The sequence below is a fragment of the Porphyromonas canoris genome (assembly GCF_000765975.1).
GTDB lineage: Bacteria > Bacteroidota > Bacteroidia > Bacteroidales > Porphyromonadaceae > Porphyromonas_A > Porphyromonas_A canoris.
In genome coordinates this window covers 20,838-40,442 of record NZ_JQZX01000006.1, presented here as the reverse complement: position 1 = coordinate 40,442, position 19,605 = coordinate 20,838, and the positions used below count along the sequence as shown (strand labels likewise).

Genomic DNA, 19,605 nt, shown 5'->3' with positions numbered 1-19,605 from the left:
CGTTTACCGATTTCGCTTAACACGTTTACCGGATTCGATTAACGTGTTTAGCCAAAATCATTAAATCGCTAACAATCAGCTATCTACTCATTTTCACCCTAAAATGCACCTAAAAAGGCAGATTTCTTTATTAGGAAAAGTTCACAGAAGTGCGCGTTAAAATTCACACCAATTAACGCGAAAAAGCCCCATGAAACGGACTGAGAAAAAATTTTTCCCGAATTCGAGCTGATTTATAATGCTCTTATTGTGAGCTGGTTACTCTATCAATCTTCTTTTTTCTCCGTTTCTTCGAGAGAAAACAGACCCTTTTGGGGAGAAATCTCAGAGCTTCGTTTTTATATAAAAGTACCTCTCGTGAGTGGGAGATTTCAGGGTGAAAAAAGGAGACTTTTGGGTAAAAGCCGGAAGAGAATCTTATCAAAATCATCCTGCCGTTACGGGATAGAATCCTCTTTGAATAATACCATGCAAATCGGCTAAAAATTGCTATTTTTGTCTCTTACTTAATATGTGTGGCAGGGAATGCTCCTTCCGCTTTTAATCTTTACGTTATAAACGACATGATTCTATCCTTTTTTCGCCATCCTGAGGGAGATGTTTATGCGCTCAGACACCGAGACGCTTTCAGTGCCGAACAGATATCAAGCCTCGAATGGCTGTTCGGAGGTGCCAAGTATTTGCAGGAAAAGTCGGTTGCCGGACCCTTTATAGGACCAAGACCGGAGCTTATCACCCCTTGGAGCACGAATGCAATAGAGGTGCTTCAGAACATGAACCTTTCGGGCGTCGATCGTATAGAGCGATTCACTCCGGGCGCAAAAGACTTTGATCCTCTTTTGAGCAGCTGCTATGAAAGATTGGATGAGGAGCTGTTCCGTGTGGATTGCGAGCCTGAACCGATACACTACATCGAAGACATCGAGGCTTATAACGAACAGGAGGGGCTGGCTTTGAGCGAAGAGGAGATCGTCTATCTTAAAGGCGTTGTAGAGCAGCTTGGCAGACCGTTATCAGATTCCGAGCTGTTCGGATTCTCACAAGTCAATTCCGAGCATTGCCGTCACAAAATATTCGGAGGTCGTTTCGTGGTGGATGGCGAAGAGAAAGAGATGTCTCTCTTTTCCATGATAAAGGAGACCTCCAAGCAGAATCCAAACAATCTTGTCTCTGCTTACAAAGACAACGTAGCATTCAACCGTGGTCCGAAAGCCATGCAGTTTGCTCCCGAAAAAGCGGATCGCGCTTCTCTTTTCAAGACTAAAGAGATAGAGACCGTACTTTCTCTCAAGGCAGAGACACACAATTTCCCTACAACCGTAGAGCCTTTCAATGGTGCGGCAACAGGGTCGGGAGGAGAGATTAGAGACCGTCTCGCCGGCGGACGTGCCAGTCTTCCGCTTGCAGGAACAGCGGTCTACATGACCTCTTATACCCGTCATCCGCAGAGCCGTCACGGTTGGGAAAAGAATATAGCAGAGCGTAAGTGGCTTTATCATAGCCCTTCACATATTTTGAGCAGAGCATCGGACGGAGCTTCCGACTTTGGAAACAAGTTCGGACAGCCGCTTATCTGCGGATCCGTTCTCACCTTCGAGCATGAAGAGCAAGGGCAACCCTCTTATGGTTATGACAAAGTGATCATGCTCGCCGGAGGTATCGGCTTTGCCAATAAACGCGATGCCCTCAAGGGAGAACCGAAGCCGGGCGAGAGCGTTGTGGTGATGGGCGGAGACAACTATCGTGTCGGTATGGGCGGTGGAGCGGTATCCAGCGTGGACACCGGACACTATGTCGGAGCCATCGAACTGAATGCAGTGCAACGCTCCAATCCCGAAATGCAAAAGCGTGTAGCCAATGTCGTGCGTGCAATGGCAGAGGCAGACTCCAATCCTATAGTATCTATCCACGACCATGGAGCCGGCGGACACCTCAACTGTCTATCCGAACTGGTCGAACAGACCGGAGGTAAAATCAACGTGGACAGGCTTCCCGTTGGAGATCCTACACTTTCGGCGAAAGAGATCATCGGTAATGAGAGTCAGGAACGTATGGGTCTTTTGGTCGGCAAGGAGGATATAGCAGAGATGAAGAAGATAGCAGAGCGCGAGCGTGCTCCTTTCTATGTCGTGGGCGAAACGACCAATGACATGGCGTTCATCTTTGAAAAGGATAATGGCGAATGCCCTATCGACCTGATGCTTGAACATATGTTCGGCTCTGCACCCAAGACCGTGATGACGGATAACAGCGTAGAGCGCAAGTATGCCAACGCTTCTTACGATGAGAAGAAGTTCATGGAGTATCTGCCGGAAGTATTGGCTATGGAAGCGGTAGGATGTAAAGACTTCCTTACAAATAAAGTGGACCGCTCGGTTTCGGGTAAAGTGGCTATGCAGCAGTGCATGGGCGAGCTGCAGTTGCCGTTGGCGGATCTCGGAGCCATGGCTATCGACTTCAAAGGAAAGGCAGGAGTGGCAACATCAATAGGTCATGCACCTCAAGTGGCACTTATCGACTCCCGGAAAGGCTCTGAAATGGCTATCGCCGAAGCCTTGACCAACATCGTGGGAGCACCTCTGAGGGACGGGCTATCCTCTATCTCTCTTTCTGCCAACTGGATGTGGCCCTGTAAGCATCCGGGAGAAGATGCACGCTTATACAATGCAGTGGAGGCTTGTGCCGAGTTGGCAATAGATTTGGGCATCAATATCCCTACCGGTAAGGATTCTCTCTCCATGACCCAAAAGTATCCCGACGGTAAGCAGGTACTCTCTCCGGGAACGGTTATTATCTCTGCCGCCGGTGAGGTGACGGATGTAAGAAAGATAGTCTCTCCGGTTATACAAAATGGTAAAAAGGACTCTTCCATACTCTATATAGACTTCTCGTTTGCTCCGTTGGCGTTGGGCGGTTCTGCTTTCTATCAGTCGCTGAACGCTCTTGGTACGGATGCACCGGAAGTGGGATCCGCAGAATATTTTGCGGATGCCTTTGAAGCAGTGCAGTCGCTCGTGAAAAAAGGTCTCATAGATGCCATTCACGATATTTCTGCAGGTGGTATCGTTACAACATTACTGGAGATGTTGTTTGCCAATAGCAAGGGCGGGCTTAAGGTTAATCTCACTCAGCCCGAAGGATGCGATGCCATAACCAGACTGTTTGCCGAGAATCCAGGTGTCGTTGTACAGGTTTCGGATCTTGCAAAAGTGGCTTCGATCCTGGATGAAGCAGGTGTGGCATACGAAAAGATAGGCTCTCTGATAGAAGATAGAAAGCTCGAAATCTCTGTCGGTAAGGCATTCTCCGCTTCAATTCCTGTGGATGAGATGCGAGCTGCATGGTTTGCCCCATCGTTCAGTATGGAAACACTTCAAAGCTCTAAGGCGGAAGCCGAGTCGAGAGCACGCAATCTGGGCTTCCAACCGTTGAAATATAAATTCGGTTCAAACTTTAAGGGAACATTCGATAGTCTCGGTATCGTTCCGGACAGAGAGAATAAAGCCTCCGGCATACGTGCTGCCATCGTGAGAGATAAAGGTACCAACGGAGAGCGCGAGATGGCTTATGCCCTCTATACTGCCGGCTTCGATGTTAAAGATATACACATGACAGACCTCACCTCAGGACGTGAAACGCTGGAAGATATAGATTTCCTTGTGTTCTGCGGAGGCTTCTCCAATTCGGATGTGTTCGGTTCGGCTAAAGGCTGGGCAGCAGGATTTCTTCACAATCCGCTTGCAAAAAAAGCTCTTGATGCCTTCTACGCCAGAGAAAATACCCTTAGCTTGGGTATCTGTAACGGCTGTCAGCTGATGGCGGAACTGGGTGTACTTTATCCGTCTCATACGGAAAAGCACCGGATGGAGCACAATCGCTCCGGACGTTTTGAGTCTTCATTCGTGAGCGTAGACATTCCGGAGAATAAGAGTGTTATGTTCGGCTCTCTCTCCGGCAGCTCTATCCCTGTCTGGGTAGCGCATGGAGAGGGACGTTTTGCCCTGTCTCTGCCGGTGAGCGAATACAACGTAGTGGCACAGTACAGCTATGCCGAGTATCCCGGTAACCCTAACGGTTCGGATCATAATATCGCTGCGCTGGCGTCTCCATGCGGAAGACACCTCGCGATGATGCCTCACCCCGAAAGATGTGTCTTCCCTTGGCAAGCGGCAGACTACATTGGCGAAGGATATGGAGCAGATGTAACACCTTGGATGGAAGCGTTTGTCAATGCTTATAACTGGATCAAGGATAGAAAATAAAGAGTCATGACATACGATATAGCCATTATTGGAGGTGGCCCTGCCGGCTCTAATGCTGCGGAGTATGCCGCTCGAAACGGTCTTCGTGTGCTTCTTTTTGAGAAGAAGCACTACGGAGGAACGTGTCTGAATGAAGGATGTATCCCATCGAAGATCCTGCTTCACACGGCGCATCTTTATCATTCGTTGAAGAGTGCAAAGGTGCATGCGCTGGAGATAGATGCACTTTCCGTGAACATGAAAGCTCTTCAGAGGCGCAAGAAGTCTTATGTGAAAGATTTCGGAGCAGGTATCGAGGAGTTTTACAAAGAGATGGGCGTGGAGCAGTGCTTTGGTCACGCCTACATAGATAGCCGTCTCAAGGATGGAACGTTTGTGATCGGAGTAAAAGGCAAAAAGGAACGCTACCAAGCTCGTAAGGTGATGTTGGCTACCGGATCCCGTAACTCTGTCCCGACTTTTGAGGGTATAGAGACCTGCCCATACTGGACAAGCAGCGATGTGCTCATGCTCGAAGAACTTCCCAAGTCTGTTTCCATTGTGGGCGGAGGCACTATCGCGGTCGAGATGGCTTCGTTCTTCGTAAACATGGGCGTGAAGACCACACTTATCCAACGCTCTCCTCATCTTCTCAAAGAGATGGATAAAGATATTCGTACCGCTGTCGAAGAAGAGCTTGTACGGCATGGAGTAAAGCTCTATACCGGAACCAAGCTGAAGAAGTTTCAGGGTCATACCATCACATTCGAGCATCAAGGCAGGCAGAAGAACGTTACTTCTGATGCCACTCTTATAGCCATGGGCAGAAGTGCAAATGTGGAAGAGCTTGGTTTGGAAGAGCTTCGTCTGAAGTACAAGAAAGGTTATATCCTTGTGGACAAGCACTTGGAGACCTCTCTCAAAGGGCTTTACGCTTGTGGAGACATCAACGGACTTTCTCTCTTGGCGCATTCGGCACGTAGAGAAGCCCAAGTAGCCATCAATCATATCCTGAACATCAAAGACGGCATGAGCTATAAGGATATTCCTCAAGTGGTTTACACTCATGCCGAAGCCTCCGGAGTGGGAATGACAGAGCAGGATACCATCGGGCGAAAAGGGTACAACATCCACAAAGTGCCCATTGCATACGCCGGTCGTCATCTTATAGAGTTTGGGGAGAACGAAGGTTTTTGCAAGATCATCACTTATGGCAAGAGAGAACGTATCGTCGGAGGGCATATCTTCGGGCATCTCTCTTCCGAGTACATCACGCCTGTTGCCATGGCGGTCTCTTTAGGACTTACGTTGGATCAGCTTACCCGTATTCCGTTTCCGCATCCTACCGTAGCGGAGGTTGTGCATCATGCTATCTTCCCTCACACTTATTCCAAGCAGTGAGTAGGGAAAAGGTAAGCGCAGAGAGAGCAGGTTCTCTTTACGATGGCGGTTGAAAGCATCGTAGAGCAGCTCCAACTCCTCCCAAGATATAGGATGATATTATAAATATAGTCTCATATTCGGGCAGAATGAGGGTGTTTTTCTCTCATTTTGCCCGAATTTTTATATAAAAGTGCCACTTGAAAAAAGTGCCTCCAAAGGCTCTCTTTTCTCTGTTTTTCTGCCAAGCGTTGAAGCTCTATTTTATAATATCCTTGTATTTAGGTTGTTATGAGAAATCGCGAATTTGGAAAAATTTTTTTCTCAGTCCATTTCATGGGCGTTTTTTCGCGTTAATAGGTGTGAATTTTAACACCTATTTCTGTGAACGTTTCCTAATAAAGAAATCTGCCTTTTTAGGCACATTTTAGGGTAAAAATACATAGATATTTGATTGTTAGGGTTTTAATGGTTTTGGCTAAACACGTTAACCGAATCCGGTAAACGTGTTTAATGAAATCGGTAAACGTGTTCATTGAAAAATTAAACACGTTAAGCCGAAAGAATANATCCGGTAAACGTGTTTAATGAAATCGGTAAACGTGTTCATTGAAAAATTAAACACGTTAAGCCGAAAGAATATGCTCGTTTACTGTTTTTGCTTAGCAGGTATCGGAAATTGTGTTAATAAAATAGCCTGAATTTAACAGTTCGGTCATGCTCTGAAAACACTGCCTCTGATCAAAATAGAGAGCGGAAAAATAGGAGGAGGCGAAGGGATGGAATATATAAAAATAAAAGAATCGTCCCCTCTCCCCAACGAGAGCCGTGTCCGAAACTCCCTATTTTTTCTTAACTTTGAAGAGATAAACCATTATAGAAGGAGGAAGTAATGTTACAGTCTATGACCGGTTTTGGTAAGGGAACAAGCCAAAACGATGGTGTGAAAATCTCAGTAGAAATAAGAACGCTCAACTCTAAGCAGCTCGATCTTTCCGTTCGTATGCCGAACTTATTGAGAGAGTTTGAGATAGAGTTGCGTAAAGAGGTTGCCGCACAGGTAGTAAGAGGAAAGGTAGAGGTGGCTGTCTCGATGGAAGGACAGCAAAAGAAAGGATCTGCCACACTGAACAGAGAAGTGATACTTCAGTACTGGGAGGAGATCTCTGCCCTGTGTCAGGAGACCGGTATGCCCCATCCTCTGGATGTAACAGCTTCTATCATGCGTATGCCGGACGCTATTTCCGTCAATAACGAGACGGCTCCGGAGGAGACCGCATCTTATCGTGATACGCTCTTTGAGGCATTGGCTCTTGCCATAGAGGCGTTGCAGGCTTTCCGTACACAGGAAGGGGTGATGCTGGAGGGCGTTTTGCGTGGAAATATCGAGAATATTCGCCAACATTACGAAGGTATTTCTCTCTACGAAGAGCAGCGAGTAGCCGATATTCGTGTCCGACTCACGGAGTCGCTCGAAAAGCTGCAGAATGTCTCTTATGATGCCGGAAGGCTGGAGCAGGAGCTTATCTACTACGTCGAAAAGCTCGACATCACGGAGGAGAAGAAGAGATTGGAAAACCACTTGGCATACTTCCTGAAAACCATGGAAGAGCCTGCCGCAGGTAAGAAGCTCGGCTTTATAGCTCAGGAGATCGGTCGGGAGATCAACACGATGGGATCCAAGTCCAACCAAGCAGAGATGCAACAGATTGTTGTAAAGATGAAAGATGAGTTGGAACAGATCAAAGAGCAGGTTTTGAATGTTCTCTAAACAGAAAAGTATGGCAAAAAGAGGCAAAATAATCATCTTTTCTGCTCCGTCCGGAGCAGGTAAGTCCACCATTATATCGGCATTGAGAGAGAGAGGTATTCCGTTTGTTTTCTCTGTTTCTGCCACTTCTCGTCCTCCACGAGGCGAGGAGAAAGAGGGCGAGCACTACTATTTTCTGACCCCCGAAGAGTTTGAAGCCAAAATATCTGCCGGGGAGTTTCTCGAATATGAGGAGGTTTACAAAGGACGCTACTACGGTACGCTGCGCAGCGAAGTGGATAGAAAAGTGGCTGCCGGTCTTAATGTCGTTCTCGATATAGATGTAGTGGGCGCACTCAATGTGAAGAAAATCTACGGCGATGAAGCAAAGACCATCTTCATTATGCCGCCAAGCATAGAGGCTTTGGAGCAGCGACTCTCCGCAAGAGCCACAGATGAAGCGGACAAGATAGCCGAGCGCGTAGCCAAGGCAGAGTGGGAGATCGGGCATGCAGACCGCTTCGATGCCGTTGTTGTCAATGATGACCTCTCCACCGCTTGCAATGAAGCGGAAAAGATTTTCACTCGTTTCATAGCGTCATGAAGGATAAAACGGTACTTTTCCCCGGCTCTTTCAACCCGATGCACATGGGTCATCTTGCGCTGGCAAACTATGTTTGCGAGTGTATGGATGAGGTTAAGGAACTGTGGTTTATGGTATCGCCGCACAATCCGCTCAAGGAACAGAATCATCTGTTGCCCGATGAGCTGAGAAAGGCTTGGGTTGAGAGTGCCATAGCAGGCTATCCCCGATTCGGTTTATCACTCGTGGAGGACACACTGCCACGCCCCAGCTATACCCTGCATACCGTCAGGGCATTGAAGCAGAACCGTCCGGAGCGGTCGTTTGTGCTTCTTGTCGGTACGGATAATCTGGAACAACTCCCTCGTTGGTACGGAATATCGGATCTGCTTGCAGAGATTGAGATATGGGCTTATCCGCGTCCCGGATATACCGGGGAAGTACCTGCGGAGCTGAACCACCTTGCTCACAGAATCCGACTTATAGATGCTCCGATGATGGAGATCTCTTCGTCGTTTGTGCGAGAAAGCCTGCGCAAAGATCGGGTTATCCCATATTTCCTGCCGGCAACCATTTCCGAAGAGCTGTTTGAACAGGTTGTGTCATGGCTCAAGAGGGGATGACAGGAAAATTCCTAAGAGAAACCAACGAACTGGTAGAGGATTTTTACCTCCATTTGAGAGCGGAAAGGCAGCTCTCTCCAAATACATGCGACTCCTATCTTTCCGACCTTAAACATCTTTACGAATACGCACAATCCCTTTCTCTGAACCCGTTATCTCTCTCCTACGAAAATCTACAACACTTTCTTGCCACACTTTATGATCTTGGTATTCAGGTTCGTTCGATAGCTCGTATAGTGGCGGGAGTAAAGGCTTTTTACAGATTCCTTTTTCTGGAAGAGCTTATCACGGAAGATCCTACCGAGCTTTTGGAAGCTCCCAAGATAGGTATGCGTCTGCCCGAAGTGCTCACAACGGAGGAGATAGACCGTATGCTTGCCACCGTGGATCCGGAAGAAGATCCCTACGGACGGCGAAACCTCGCGATCATGGAGCTTTTGTACAGCTGCGGATTGCGGGTCTCGGAGCTGTGTGCACTCACTTTCTCGCAGCTTTTTCTGGAAGAAGGGTATCTCCGCATTCTGGGTAAAGGTTCCAAGGAGCGTCTCGTGCCTGTCTCTCCTTTAGGTATCTCACGTTTGGAAGAGTACTTGCAAAAAGATCGCTATGCACTTGAACCGAAAGCCGGATACAGGGATCATCTGTTCATCAGTCGCAACAGACAAGCACTCACAAGGCAGATGGTGTTTGTCATTGTCCGCAAGATAGCAGCTGCGGCAGATATTCAGAAACCGATCTCTCCGCATACTTTTCGCCACTCTTTCGCTACTCATCTTCTCGAAGGCGGTGCTCACCTGCAAGCCATTCAGGCAATGCTCGGACATGCCGATATCACTACGACCGAAATCTATACACACATCAGCCGGGAGTCTCTCCGTGAGGAAATTCTGCTGCATCACCCTATGAATAAGCAGAGATAGAAGAGGATGCCTGCTCTGCTTGGATTGAAAGAAAAATAGTAACTTTGTATGAGGTCTTGGTTTGCTCTTTTGCGTGGTACGGCAAGAGGCAAAAGCGGGACATACGAATGAGGAAGAATAGGTCATGATATCTCAACAGGAACTTCAACAAGTCAAGCAAAGATTCGGAATTATAGGCAACTGTGATGCTCTCAACAGAGCCATAGAGGTGGCTCTTCAGATTGCAAAGACGGATGTCTCCGTGCTTGTCGTGGGAGAAAGTGGTGTCGGGAAAGAGGTTTTTCCACAGATCATACACCAGAATAGCGCACGTAAGCATGGGACTTATATAGCAGTAAACTGCGGTGCAATACCGGAAGGAACGATAGACTCGGAGCTTTTCGGGCATAAGAAAGGCTCGTTTACGGATGCGGTTTCGGAGCGTAACGGCTACTTTGAAGTGGCTAACGGCGGTACGATCTTTCTGGATGAGGTGGGAGAGTTACCGATGCCGACACAAGCCCGTCTGCTAAGAGTGTTGGAGTCCGGAGAGTTTATGAAAGTGGGTTCTTCCGAAGTAAAACGAACCGATATCCGCGTTGTGGCGGCAACCAATGTAGAGTTGGACAAGGCGATAAAGAAGAAAAAGTTCAGACAGGATCTCTACTATCGTCTCGATACGGTTACTATCGAGCTTCCTCCTTTAAGGGATAGAGGGGAGGATATCCCGTTGCTATTCCGGAAATTTGCCTCAGACTTTGCAGACAAGTATCGTATGCCTCCCATCCGCTTGGACGAAGGAGCGCAACGAGCCATCATGCTCTACTCTTGGCCCGGGAACATTCGCGAGCTGCGCAATCTGGTAGAGCGCATCAGTGTGGTCTCTAATGAGAGGCAGATTACGAGAGATATGCTGCTCTCTTATCTGCCGTCCAATGCTCTTACGAGACTGCCTGCCGTGGTGGAGCAACACTCCAAGATGGAGGAACAGAACGGCTGGGATATACCTCCATTCGGGCAAGGGCATACGGGTAACAGCGAGATCCTCTATAAGATGCTTATAGACCTGAAGATGGAAGTGGCAGAACTCTCCCGGATGCTAAAGGACAGCATGGCAGGAGCAGCATCAGGTGGAATAAGCGGTATGCCTTCACACTCCGGTTATGCACATGTCTCTCAGGCTTTGCTCCCGACCAAATCTCCCTCGATGACTGTTCCGCAAAACAGCTTCCTCCATGAGGTGGAGGATGTAGAGGAGATACCGGAAGCGGAAACTCCTCCCACGCTGGATGAGATGGAGAGAGAGTATATCCTTCAAGTGCTCTCCAGAAACGGAGGAAACAGAAAGAAAAGTGCAGCAGACTTGAAGATTTCGGAACGAACACTTTATAGAAAACTCAAAGAACACCGGATAGAGTAATAGCCGGATAGAACAGGATATGAAACAGATAGCCGAAAAGAGGATTGTTTTCTCTCTCTTTATATTATTGATCTTGGTGGCTTCTTTTGCTGTGAGCAGCTGCATCCCCTCATATAAGCTGAGCGGAACAAGTATAGACTACACCAAGATAAAAAGTATCTCCATAAAGGATTTTGGAAATCTTGCTCCAACCGTTTATCCTCCTTTGGCAACAAGGTTTTCGGAAGAGCTTAGAGATCAGTTCCAAAAGCGAACCCGCCTCACGCAGAATAAGGACAGGGGAGACCTGGAGCTTGAAGGCGAAATAGTAGGATACGATCTTACGGCAGAGGCGATACAGGAAAACGCTTATGCAGCAAAGACACGTCTGACAATGAGAGTGAAAGTGCGCTACGTCAATAACAAAGAGGAGAAAAAGAGCTTTGAAAGAGAGTTTACGGCATACGCTTCATTTGACAGCGGACTCATGTTCAACGATGTGCAGGATGCGTTGGTGGATGACATCTCTAAAGATATTATCAATCAGATCTTCAATGCTACGGTGGAAGACTGGTAAGATAGAACGATTGATATGACCTTAGACCAACTCTACTCTCTACTCAGAAATCCGGAGGAGATACAGGCAGAACATATAGAAGACTTGTACTCTCTGTCTGCCACTTATCCGTATGCTACTCCTCTGCACATGTTGCTGCTGAAGGCTCTTTATAAATGTAAAGACCTTCGATTTGCATCCGAACTTCGGCGGAGAAGTATTCACATCTCCCGTCCGGAGCGACTCTTTTTTCTTTTGAAAGGACAAGAGTATGGCTTGACATGGTATGGCGAAGAGCCCCAAGCCCACGGCGATAAAAGTAAGAGCATTTCCGCCTCTCAAGATGAGACTTGGGATGTGATAACTTCTCTTATCCAAGAGACGGCTGCAGAGAGTAATCTTGCCGAAAGTCCGGTAGAACCACTGCCCTTATATGCGATACCGGAATATGACTTGTCCGCTCCCGCAGAACATCCGGTAGAGGAAAAGAGTGCGACTGAAAGCACCATCAAGAATGATGATGCCACTCTGCCCGAAGAAGATGAACTCCTTACGGAAACTCTGGCAAAACTATATATAAGACAAGGTAAATATGAGCAGGCGAAGAAGATAATTTCTTCTCTACGTTTGAAATATCCGCAAAAAAATAGTTACTTTGCAGAGCAAATTCGGTTTCTGAATAGATTAATAACAAATAATAGAACTTAAATGTACACATTCTTATCTATCTTAATAATTGTATTGGCTCTTTTGCTGATTGCTATTGTAACCATACAAGAGTCTAAAGGTGGTGGCTTGGCTGCCGGCTTTGCTTCAAACAATCAGATCATGGGTGTGCGCAAGACAACAGATTTCCTTGAAAAGGCGACATGGACTCTTGCCGGACTTTTGGTATTCTTCTCTATCATTGCAGCAAGATACGCTCCCACAACACAAAGTACAAGAGAAGTATCCGACATTGAAGAGATGGTAGAAAAGGCTCCTATGCCAATTCCTGCAGAAGCAACTCCTTTCAGTGCAACTCCTGAAGAGACAGCTACTCCGGCTACAGAGACTACAACACCGGGAGATACTGCTGTACAATAATAAGGATAGATTATAAAATAGAGATAGTGATGTAGCTACTCTTCGGAATAGCCATCTTTTTATAGCATCAAAGGATCTTCCCCGGTTTTTGATTCCGAGGGTGAGATCCTTTGTTCTTTTATTAAATAACAGACTGCATATGTCCGACAATATCAATAAGCGTAGAAGATTTATTCCCGAATTTGAACCTCAAGATGCAGTGCTGCTTTGCTGGCCTCATAAGAGTATGGATTGGAACTATATCTTTTCCGATATAGAGCACTGCTATGAGCAGATTGCCAAAGCTATTTTGAGATTTCAACCTTTGCTCATTGCCTGCATAGAGCCTACGGAAACCCTTCTCCGTCTTCAGGAGCTATCTTTCCCACACACGCTTCGGGTAATTACCGATATACCTTTGAATGATACATGGGCACGGGATACAGCTCCTTTATCTTTGATGGAAGATGGCAAGCCTCTGCTTCTTGACTTTGCTTTCAATGGCTGGGGCTTGAAGTATGGTTGGGATAAGGATAATGAGATCGCAGCCTCACTGCAGAAACATGGCGTGTTTGCCCCGAATGTCGTTTGTCGCAGAAAGAAAGATTTTGTCTGCGAAGGGGGGGCGGTAGAAACGGATGGATGCGGTACGCTGCTTACAACAAACTCTGTACAATACGAGCCCAACAGGAATAGCAAACTCTCCAAGCAGGAGATCCTTGATGTCTTGAAGGAGGAGTTTGGAGTGGAACAAGTGGTCTCTCTTTCTGTCGACGCAATGTCCGGAGATGATACAGATGGACATATAGATACATTGGCAAGATTTTGCAGTCCGGATACCATAGCTTATGTCGGTGCTCCTAAGGATAAGAGTGATATTCATTTCGATTCATTGGTGCGGATGGAGCAAGAACTTCAAGTCATGAGAAACACAAAGGGAGAGTCATATCGCTTGGTAAAGCTGCCTTTTGTCTCTCCTGTTTATGACCCTCTACGAGGAGAGAGACTGCCGGCTACGTATGCAAACTTTCTTTTGATCAATGGAGCGGTTTTACTTCCAATATACAACGTACCCGAAGATGAGGAAGCAATAGCGGTCATAAAAGAAACTTTCCCGGACAGGGAGGTGGTCGCAATAAACTGTTTCACTGTTGTGCGTCAGCACGGATCGTTGCATTGTATCACGATGCAGTTTCCTAAAGGTTTTGTTCAAAACATCTAAGATATGAAAGTAGCACTCATACAGCAGCACAATACTCCCGATAGAGAAGAGAACAAACAGCGTTTACGTGGTAAAATATTGGATGTCGCCCGGCAAGGAGCCGAGTTGGTTGTTTTGCAAGAACTGCATAATGGTCTTTACTTCTGCCAGGAAGAAGATGTGAACATCTTTGATCAGGCAGAACCTATACCGGGAGAATCGACCACATTCTACGGGGCTATTGCAAAAGAGGCAGGCGTTGTACTGGTAACCTCACTATTTGAAAAGCGTGCCACCGGACTCTATCACAACACTGCGGTAGTACATGAAAAGGATGGATCTATTGCCGGAATATACAGAAAGATGCACATTCCGGACGATCCGGCATACTACGAAAAGTTTTATTTCACACCCGGAGATCTTGGCTTTCATCCCATAGAAACCTCTGTGGGTAAGCTGGGTGTTTTGGTTTGTTGGGACCAGTGGTATCCGGAAGCTGCACGGCTTATGGCTTTGGCAGGAGCCGAAATGCTCATCTATCCAACGGCGATAGGCTGGGAAAGCACCGATATTCCACAAGAGAAAGATAGACAAAGAGAGGCATGGATTACCGTGCAGAGAGGTCATGCTGTTGCCAATGGACTTCCTGTGGTAGCAGTAAATAGAGTAGGCTATGAAGAAGATCCTTCCGGACGTACAAATGGTATAACATTTTGGGGATCTTCTTTTGTTGCCGGACCACAAGGAGAGCTTTTGGCAATGTTTTCCAGTACAGAAGAAGAGGTCAGAGTCGTTGATGTGGACTTACGCCGTTCAGAAAATGTCCGTCGTTGGTGGCCCTTCTTGAGAGATAGACGAATAGATGCTTTTGCAGACCTGTCATTGAGATATAGAGATAACAAAAGATTTTAGAGCAGACGTATGAATCTTCCGATAATAGAGAATGATCCTTGGCTTAAGCCTTATGCTGATATAATAAACAAGAGAAATCAGAACATAAAGAGTAAGAGAGAAGAGCTGACCTCTAACGTGTCCGGCTCACTTTCTCGCTTTGCTGACGGGTATTTATACTTCGGTCTTCACAGAGAGAAGACCGGTTGGGTTATCAGAGAGTGGGCACCCAATGCCACGGCTCTCTACCTCCTTTGTGATGGCAATAGCTGGAAGATAGAGGAGGCATTTAAGTTTCATCCGTTAGATCATGGTATATGGGAGCTTTCTCTTTCTTTGAATGCTCTCAAGCATGGAGATCATTTCAAACTCTTTGTAGAGTGGAACGGAGGTAGTGGCGAGCGCATACCTGCCTGGGCGAAGTATGTTGTCCAAATGCCGGATACTGCCATCTTTTCTGCGATGGTATGGGAACCGGAATCTCCTTTTACCTTTAAGTACGGCAGACCGACATCCAATCATCAACCACTCTTAATTTATGAGTGTCATGTCGGAATGGCTACCGAAGAAGAGAAGATAGGAACGTACAACGAGTTTAGAGAGAATGTCCTTCCGAAGATAGCCGAATCGGGCTATAATGCCATACAGTTGATGGCGATACACGAACACCCCTACTACGCCTCTTTTGGTTATCAGGTCTCCTCTTTTTTTGCTCCATCTTCCAAGTATGGCACGCCCGATGAGTTGAAAGCACTTATTGACGAAGCGCACCGATTGGGCATAAAAGTGATAATGGATATTGTTCACTCCCATGCCGTAGCCAATGAAGTGGACGGATTGGTTCGCTTCGACGGATCCGAAGAGCAGTATTTCTATCCTGGAGGAAAAGGAGAACACTCCGAGTGGGGAACGAAACTTTTCGATTATGGTAAGAATGAAGTCCTTCATTTCTTACTCTCCAACTGCAAGTATTGGCTGGAAGAGTTTCGCTTTGATGGTTTCCGCTTCGATGGCGTAACCTCTATGCTCTATCTGCACCATGGTATCGGAGCATCTTTCTGTACCTATGGAGACTATTACAACGATATGCAGGACGAAAATGCTCTTACCTATTTGGCTTTGGCAAATGAGCTTGTGCATGAAGTCTATCCCGAAGCTGTTACCATTGCAGAAGATGTCAGCGGTATGCCCGGTCTTGCTTTACCGGTGAAGAGTGGCGGATATGGCTTCGATTACAGAATGGCTCTTAATATCCCCGATTTCTGGATAAAGATCATCAAAGAGTATCCGGACGAACATTGGACACCGGGCTCTATCTGGTGGGAGTGTACCAACAGGAGAGGAGATGAGAAGACAATAAGCTATGCCGAAAGCCATGACCAGGCATTGGTAGGAGATAAGACTATCATCTTCCGCCTTATAGATGCCGATATGTACTGGCACATGGATAGGGCGGACTCCAATATGAATGTGGAGCGTGGTATCGCATTGCACAAGATGATACGTCTGGTTACCGCTACGACCATAAACGGAGGCTACCTGAACTTTATGGGAAATGAGTTCGGACACCCCGAATGGATAGACTTTCCCCGTGAAGGCAACGATTGGAGCTATAAGTATGCTCGTCGCCAATGGTCTCTTCGAGAGAACGGATTTCTAAGGTATCAACTTCTGGATGAGTTTGACAAGAAGATGATACACTTTATCTCCGGCATCAGAGACTTTGCTTCTCTTCCTCTAAACTCTATTTGGGAGCAGAATGAAGAGCAGGTATTGGCTTACACAAGAGGTGAGTATATGTTTGTTTATAACTTCAGTCCGTCCAATTCTTATACAGACTATAACATCATAGCCCCTTCCGGTGAGTACGAAGTCCTTTTCTCTTCCGATGACACAGCCTTTGGCGGCTACGATCGGATAGATAAAACAGTACATCACTTTACCGCTCCAGATGTCAGCTATACGATAGAGGGCAAGGGGATTTTGTCTTTATACTTGCCGGCTCGTACGGCTATGGTTCTTAGACGAATAGAGAAAAAATAGGTATATCAATATTATACAGCGCAGAAAGATGAAACTATTAGTCGCTTTTAATATGCTTAGAGAGGGCTGGGATGAGCTTCAACAACATTTTGAAGTCGTATTCCCTCCCGAAGGTAGAGACTTTACACACGATGAGATTGTAGAACAAGTGGCAGACTGTGATGTGCTCTGCTCGGTATTTGATATCCCCGTAGATAGAGAGATAATAGATGCCGGAAAGAAGCTCAAACTTATTTCCAACTACGCCGTAGGCTATAACAATATAGATATAGAGTATGCAGCATCTAAAGGGATTGCTGTTACCAACACTCCTCGGTCGGTAGTAGAACCCACTGCCGACCTTGCTCTCTCTTTGTTGTTGGATGCTACACGAAACATCTCTCGCTGGGATGCACTGATGCGGAAAGAGCAGCACGCCTTGAAGATTTCCCGTTTGACCAATCTTGGGACAGGCATCCATGGCAAAACGCTTGGCATTATCGGAATGGGTAATATCGGAAAAGCCTTTGCTCGCAGGGCACAAGCGTGTGGCATGAAGATTCTCTACAATAAGCGTACACGCTATACCGAAGCAGAAGAAGCCGGACTTGCATTTACTTATGCCTCCGTGGAGGAGGTCCTGCAGCAGGCAGATGTGGTCTCTCTTCACACTCCCTATTCCAAAGAGACGCATCACCTCATAGATGCTAAAGCATTAAAGATGATGAAGCCTACTGCTATTCTGATCAATACAGGCAGAGGAGCATTGGTGGACGAATCGGCTCTTGTGGAGGCTTTACGTAGTGGCACTATTGCCGCAGCCGGGTTGGATGTTTTTGAAAATAAAGATATTCCCTCATTGGAACTCTACTCTCTGCCCAATGTATCTCTTACTCCACACATTGGAACACAGACCGTGGATGCCCGTATGGAGATGCTCAAAGAGCTGTCCGATGCCGTTATCGGATTTTTCCATGGAGGACGAGAAGTGCCTCGCGTTGTATAGATCGCTGTGGACATCCTCAAATTATAACAACTCAGAACAACAATGGATATAACATCACTCATAGATACCGATAAAGTCATTTTAGGGATAGAGTCTTCCTGCGACGACACTTCTGTGGCAGTACTTAGAGGGGATACGATACTCTCTAACGTCATAGCCGGTCAGGCTGTACATCAGGCGTATGGAGGCGTAGTGCCCGAACTTGCCGGACGTGCTCACATGCAGAACATTGTACCGGTCGTCTCGGAAGCTATCAAGCGTGCCGGTATAGAGAAAGAAGATATAGACGTCATCGCTTATACGAGAGGTCCGGGACTTTTAGGCTCTCTCCATGTGGGCACTTCGTTTGCAAAAGGGATGGCAATGGGGCTTAAAATTCCTATGGTAGATGTCAATCACTTGCAAGCTCACGTTCTGGCGCACTATATCCAGACTCCCGACACTCGTGTAGCTGTTCCGGAGTTTCCTTTTCTCTGCCTTCTCGTCTCCGGGGGCAACTCTCAGATCATTTTGGTAGAGTCTCCCTCCAAGATGGATATTGTGGGCAAGACCATTGACGATGCAGCCGGAGAAGCATTCGATAAGTGTGCAAAGGTTATGGGACTCGGTTATCCCGGTGGGCCTGTCGTGGACAGGCTGGCAAAAGAGGGAGATCCAAAAAGATTTGCTTTTGCAAAGCCTCAGATCGCCGGACTCGATTACAGCTTCAGCGGACTCAAAACCTCTTTCCTCTATACACTGAGAGACGAGCTGGAAAAAGACCCTGACTTCATTGAGAAAAATAAAGAAGATCTCTGCGCATCACTTCAACACACCATCATAGAGATATTGATGCAGAAACTGGTTAAGGCTGCCAAGCAGTATGGAGTCAAGGAAGTGGCAGTAGCCGGAGGTGTTTCTGCCAACTCCGGTCTTCGTTCTGCATTTGTAGATTACGGTAAACGCTATGGCTGGAACATCTATATTCCTCCGTTTGCATACACTACGGACAACGCTGCGATGGTAGCCATGGCAGGTGCTTTTGCTTATAAAGCAGGAGAGCGAAGCGGTTTCGACTTGGAGCCTTACTCCAGAGTAAGCATTTAGATGAATACACTAAAACAGGTGCAAGAGATAGCACAACTTCTCTTGGAACGTGGTTGCACCCTGCGAGTAGCCGAGAGCTGTACCGGAGGGAATATCTCTCACCGCCTTACGGAAACAGATGGATCTTCTCTCTGGTTCGGTGGTGGCATGGTAACCTATACGCCTGAAACCAAAAGAGAATGGCTGTTGAGCGAATGGCGTGAAGAGTGGAGCAGCGATCTTGTAAGAGAGGATGTTGCTGTGGCTATGGCGCAGTCTCTATGGGAGAGAGGCTCTTCATCCTCCTCTCTCATAACGCTATCCACTACCGGAGTAGCCGGTGATTCTCCGTATTGTGGGCATCTGCCCGGAGAGATGTGGGTGGCAGCCGTAGTGTGTGGCGAGATACACACGCTGAAAGTAACCCTACCACCTCAAGAGAGCAGGCAGGAGCGCATCCAGGCTCTAACCGAAGCAGCTCTCAGCTTTTTACTCTCTTTGCTTGAGAGGAAGTAGCAGAGTCTTTCCAAAATCAGTGTATAAAAGTTGTTATAGAGCGGTCTAAAAAGATCGCTCTTCCTGTTTATTTTCTCTTCTGAACGAGTAAAAAAATAGAAAGCAAGGTTTGATTTGTAACAGACAAGGCTTGGTTTGTAGGAGTTAAGCTTTGATTTGTGAGAGTTAAGTTTTGATTTCTGTAAATCGAGCCTTGATTTACAGAACAGAATACGTTTAGAGCAAGTTTTTAATACTATCGTTTCTGTTTGGGAACGGATTAAGTTTCTTTTTGTTCTGCTTTCACTTCTCTTTTCGATGATAGACAGGAAGAGAAGCATGGAAGATGAGTTTTGTCGTTTTAGGTAAAGCGACAGTCGGACAGAGGAGGAAAGGGGGAGAAGGTGCTATTTTGAGATCTTTTGCCAA

16 protein-coding genes are annotated in these 19,605 nt (G+C 46.8%); all 16 read left to right on the top strand.

From position 1 onward, the window contains the following. Positions 1-566 precede the first annotated feature (566 nt). The 16 genes from purL to HQ29_RS01585 all read left to right on the top strand — a co-directional run bounded on the left by purL (position 567) and on the right by HQ29_RS01585 (position 19,197). A complete protein-coding gene (gene purL, locus HQ29_RS01660) occupies positions 567-4,262 on the top strand; it encodes a phosphoribosylformylglycinamidine synthase (RefSeq protein ID WP_394332362.1) in 3,696 nt (1,231 codons plus the stop codon). Between the two features lie 6 nt (positions 4,263-4,268). Then, entirely contained in the window at positions 4,269-5,642 is a 1,374-nt protein-coding gene (locus tag HQ29_RS01655) for a dihydrolipoyl dehydrogenase family protein (RefSeq protein ID WP_036867182.1), read from the top strand. An 871-nt stretch (positions 5,643-6,513) separates the two neighbouring features. Continuing rightward, a complete protein-coding gene (locus HQ29_RS01650) occupies positions 6,514-7,392 on the top strand; it encodes a YicC/YloC family endoribonuclease (protein WP_036867181.1) in 879 nt (292 codons plus the stop codon). 10 nt (positions 7,393-7,402) lie between these two features. Continuing rightward, positions 7,403-7,975 (top strand): guanylate kinase, encoded by a 573-nt coding sequence (gmk, locus tag HQ29_RS01645; protein ID WP_036789848.1) that lies wholly within the window; start codon positions 7,403-7,405, stop codon positions 7,973-7,975. Then, a complete protein-coding gene (gene nadD / locus HQ29_RS01640) occupies positions 7,972-8,577 on the top strand; it encodes a nicotinate (nicotinamide) nucleotide adenylyltransferase (protein ID WP_036867180.1) in 606 nt (201 codons plus the stop codon). Before gmk ends, nadD begins: the two co-directional genes overlap by 4 nt. After that, the gene (locus tag HQ29_RS01635) at positions 8,574-9,497 is read left to right on the top strand and encodes a tyrosine recombinase (protein ID WP_036867313.1); all 924 of its coding nucleotides are present in this window, start codon (positions 8,574-8,576) and stop codon (positions 9,495-9,497) included. Before nadD ends, HQ29_RS01635 begins: the two co-directional genes overlap by 4 nt. A gap of 127 nt (positions 9,498-9,624) precedes the next feature. Further along, complete coding sequence (locus HQ29_RS01630; protein WP_036789852.1) at positions 9,625-10,896, top strand: sigma-54 interaction domain-containing protein; 1,272 nt, start codon at positions 9,625-9,627, stop codon at positions 10,894-10,896. A 19-nt stretch (positions 10,897-10,915) separates the two neighbouring features. Further along, a complete protein-coding gene (locus tag HQ29_RS01625; RefSeq protein ID WP_082226813.1) occupies positions 10,916-11,452 on the top strand; it encodes an LptE family protein in 537 nt (178 codons plus the stop codon). A gap of 15 nt (positions 11,453-11,467) precedes the next feature. After that, positions 11,468-12,139: a pseudouridine synthase family protein gene (locus tag HQ29_RS01620; protein ID WP_036867178.1), complete on the top strand. Its 672-nt coding sequence runs from the start codon at positions 11,468-11,470 to the stop codon at positions 12,137-12,139. Beyond that, a complete protein-coding gene (gene secG / locus HQ29_RS01615) occupies positions 12,140-12,517 on the top strand; it encodes a preprotein translocase subunit SecG (protein WP_036789703.1) in 378 nt (125 codons plus the stop codon). It begins immediately after the preceding gene. A gap of 139 nt (positions 12,518-12,656) precedes the next feature. Continuing rightward, entirely contained in the window at positions 12,657-13,718 is a 1,062-nt protein-coding gene (locus HQ29_RS01610) for an agmatine deiminase family protein (RefSeq protein WP_036867176.1), read from the top strand. 3 nt (positions 13,719-13,721) lie between these two features. After that, positions 13,722-14,609, top strand: a complete 888-nt coding sequence (locus HQ29_RS01605; protein ID WP_036867175.1) for a carbon-nitrogen hydrolase — start codon at positions 13,722-13,724, stop codon at positions 14,607-14,609. 9 nt (positions 14,610-14,618) lie between these two features. Next, positions 14,619-16,631 carry an alpha amylase C-terminal domain-containing protein gene (locus HQ29_RS01600; RefSeq protein ID WP_036867173.1) on the top strand — a complete coding sequence of 671 codons (2,013 nt, stop codon included), beginning with the start codon at positions 14,619-14,621 and terminating at the stop codon, positions 16,629-16,631. A 28-nt stretch (positions 16,632-16,659) separates the two neighbouring features. Then, positions 16,660-17,616: an NAD(P)-dependent oxidoreductase gene (locus HQ29_RS01595; RefSeq protein WP_036867172.1), complete on the top strand. Its 957-nt coding sequence runs from the start codon at positions 16,660-16,662 to the stop codon at positions 17,614-17,616. Between the two features lie 42 nt (positions 17,617-17,658). Then, positions 17,659-18,702 carry a tRNA (adenosine(37)-N6)-threonylcarbamoyltransferase complex transferase subunit TsaD gene (tsaD, locus tag HQ29_RS01590; protein ID WP_036789713.1) on the top strand — a complete coding sequence of 348 codons (1,044 nt, stop codon included), beginning with the start codon at positions 17,659-17,661 and terminating at the stop codon, positions 18,700-18,702. Beyond that, entirely contained in the window at positions 18,703-19,197 is a 495-nt protein-coding gene (locus tag HQ29_RS01585; protein ID WP_052079371.1) for a CinA family protein, read from the top strand. Positions 19,198-19,605 lie beyond the last annotated feature (408 nt).

Bases quoted from the DNA above. Each gene is read 5' to 3' on its own strand.
- HQ29_RS01655 (WP_036867182.1), top strand. From the start codon at position 4,269: ATGACATACGATATAGCCATTATTGGAGGTGGCCCTGCCGGCTCTAAT.
- HQ29_RS01650 (WP_036867181.1), top strand. From the start codon at position 6,514: ATGTTACAGTCTATGACCGGTTTTGGTAAGGGAACAAGCCAAAACGAT.
- gmk (WP_036789848.1), top strand. From the start codon at position 7,403: ATGGCAAAAAGAGGCAAAATAATCATCTTTTCTGCTCCGTCCGGAGCA.
- nadD (WP_036867180.1), top strand. From the start codon at position 7,972: ATGAAGGATAAAACGGTACTTTTCCCCGGCTCTTTCAACCCGATGCAC.
- HQ29_RS01635 (WP_036867313.1), top strand. From the start codon at position 8,574: ATGACAGGAAAATTCCTAAGAGAAACCAACGAACTGGTAGAGGATTTT.
- HQ29_RS01625 (WP_082226813.1), top strand. From the start codon at position 10,916: ATGAAACAGATAGCCGAAAAGAGGATTGTTTTCTCTCTCTTTATATTA.
- HQ29_RS01620 (WP_036867178.1), top strand. From the start codon at position 11,468: ATGACCTTAGACCAACTCTACTCTCTACTCAGAAATCCGGAGGAGATA.
- secG (WP_036789703.1), top strand. From the start codon at position 12,140: ATGTACACATTCTTATCTATCTTAATAATTGTATTGGCTCTTTTGCTG.
- HQ29_RS01610 (WP_036867176.1), top strand. From the start codon at position 12,657: ATGTCCGACAATATCAATAAGCGTAGAAGATTTATTCCCGAATTTGAA.
- HQ29_RS01605 (WP_036867175.1), top strand. From the start codon at position 13,722: ATGAAAGTAGCACTCATACAGCAGCACAATACTCCCGATAGAGAAGAG.
- HQ29_RS01600 (WP_036867173.1), top strand. From the start codon at position 14,619: ATGAATCTTCCGATAATAGAGAATGATCCTTGGCTTAAGCCTTATGCT.
- HQ29_RS01595 (WP_036867172.1), top strand. From the start codon at position 16,660: ATGAAACTATTAGTCGCTTTTAATATGCTTAGAGAGGGCTGGGATGAG.
- tsaD (WP_036789713.1), top strand. From the start codon at position 17,659: ATGGATATAACATCACTCATAGATACCGATAAAGTCATTTTAGGGATA.
- HQ29_RS01585 (WP_052079371.1), top strand. From the start codon at position 18,703: ATGAATACACTAAAACAGGTGCAAGAGATAGCACAACTTCTCTTGGAA.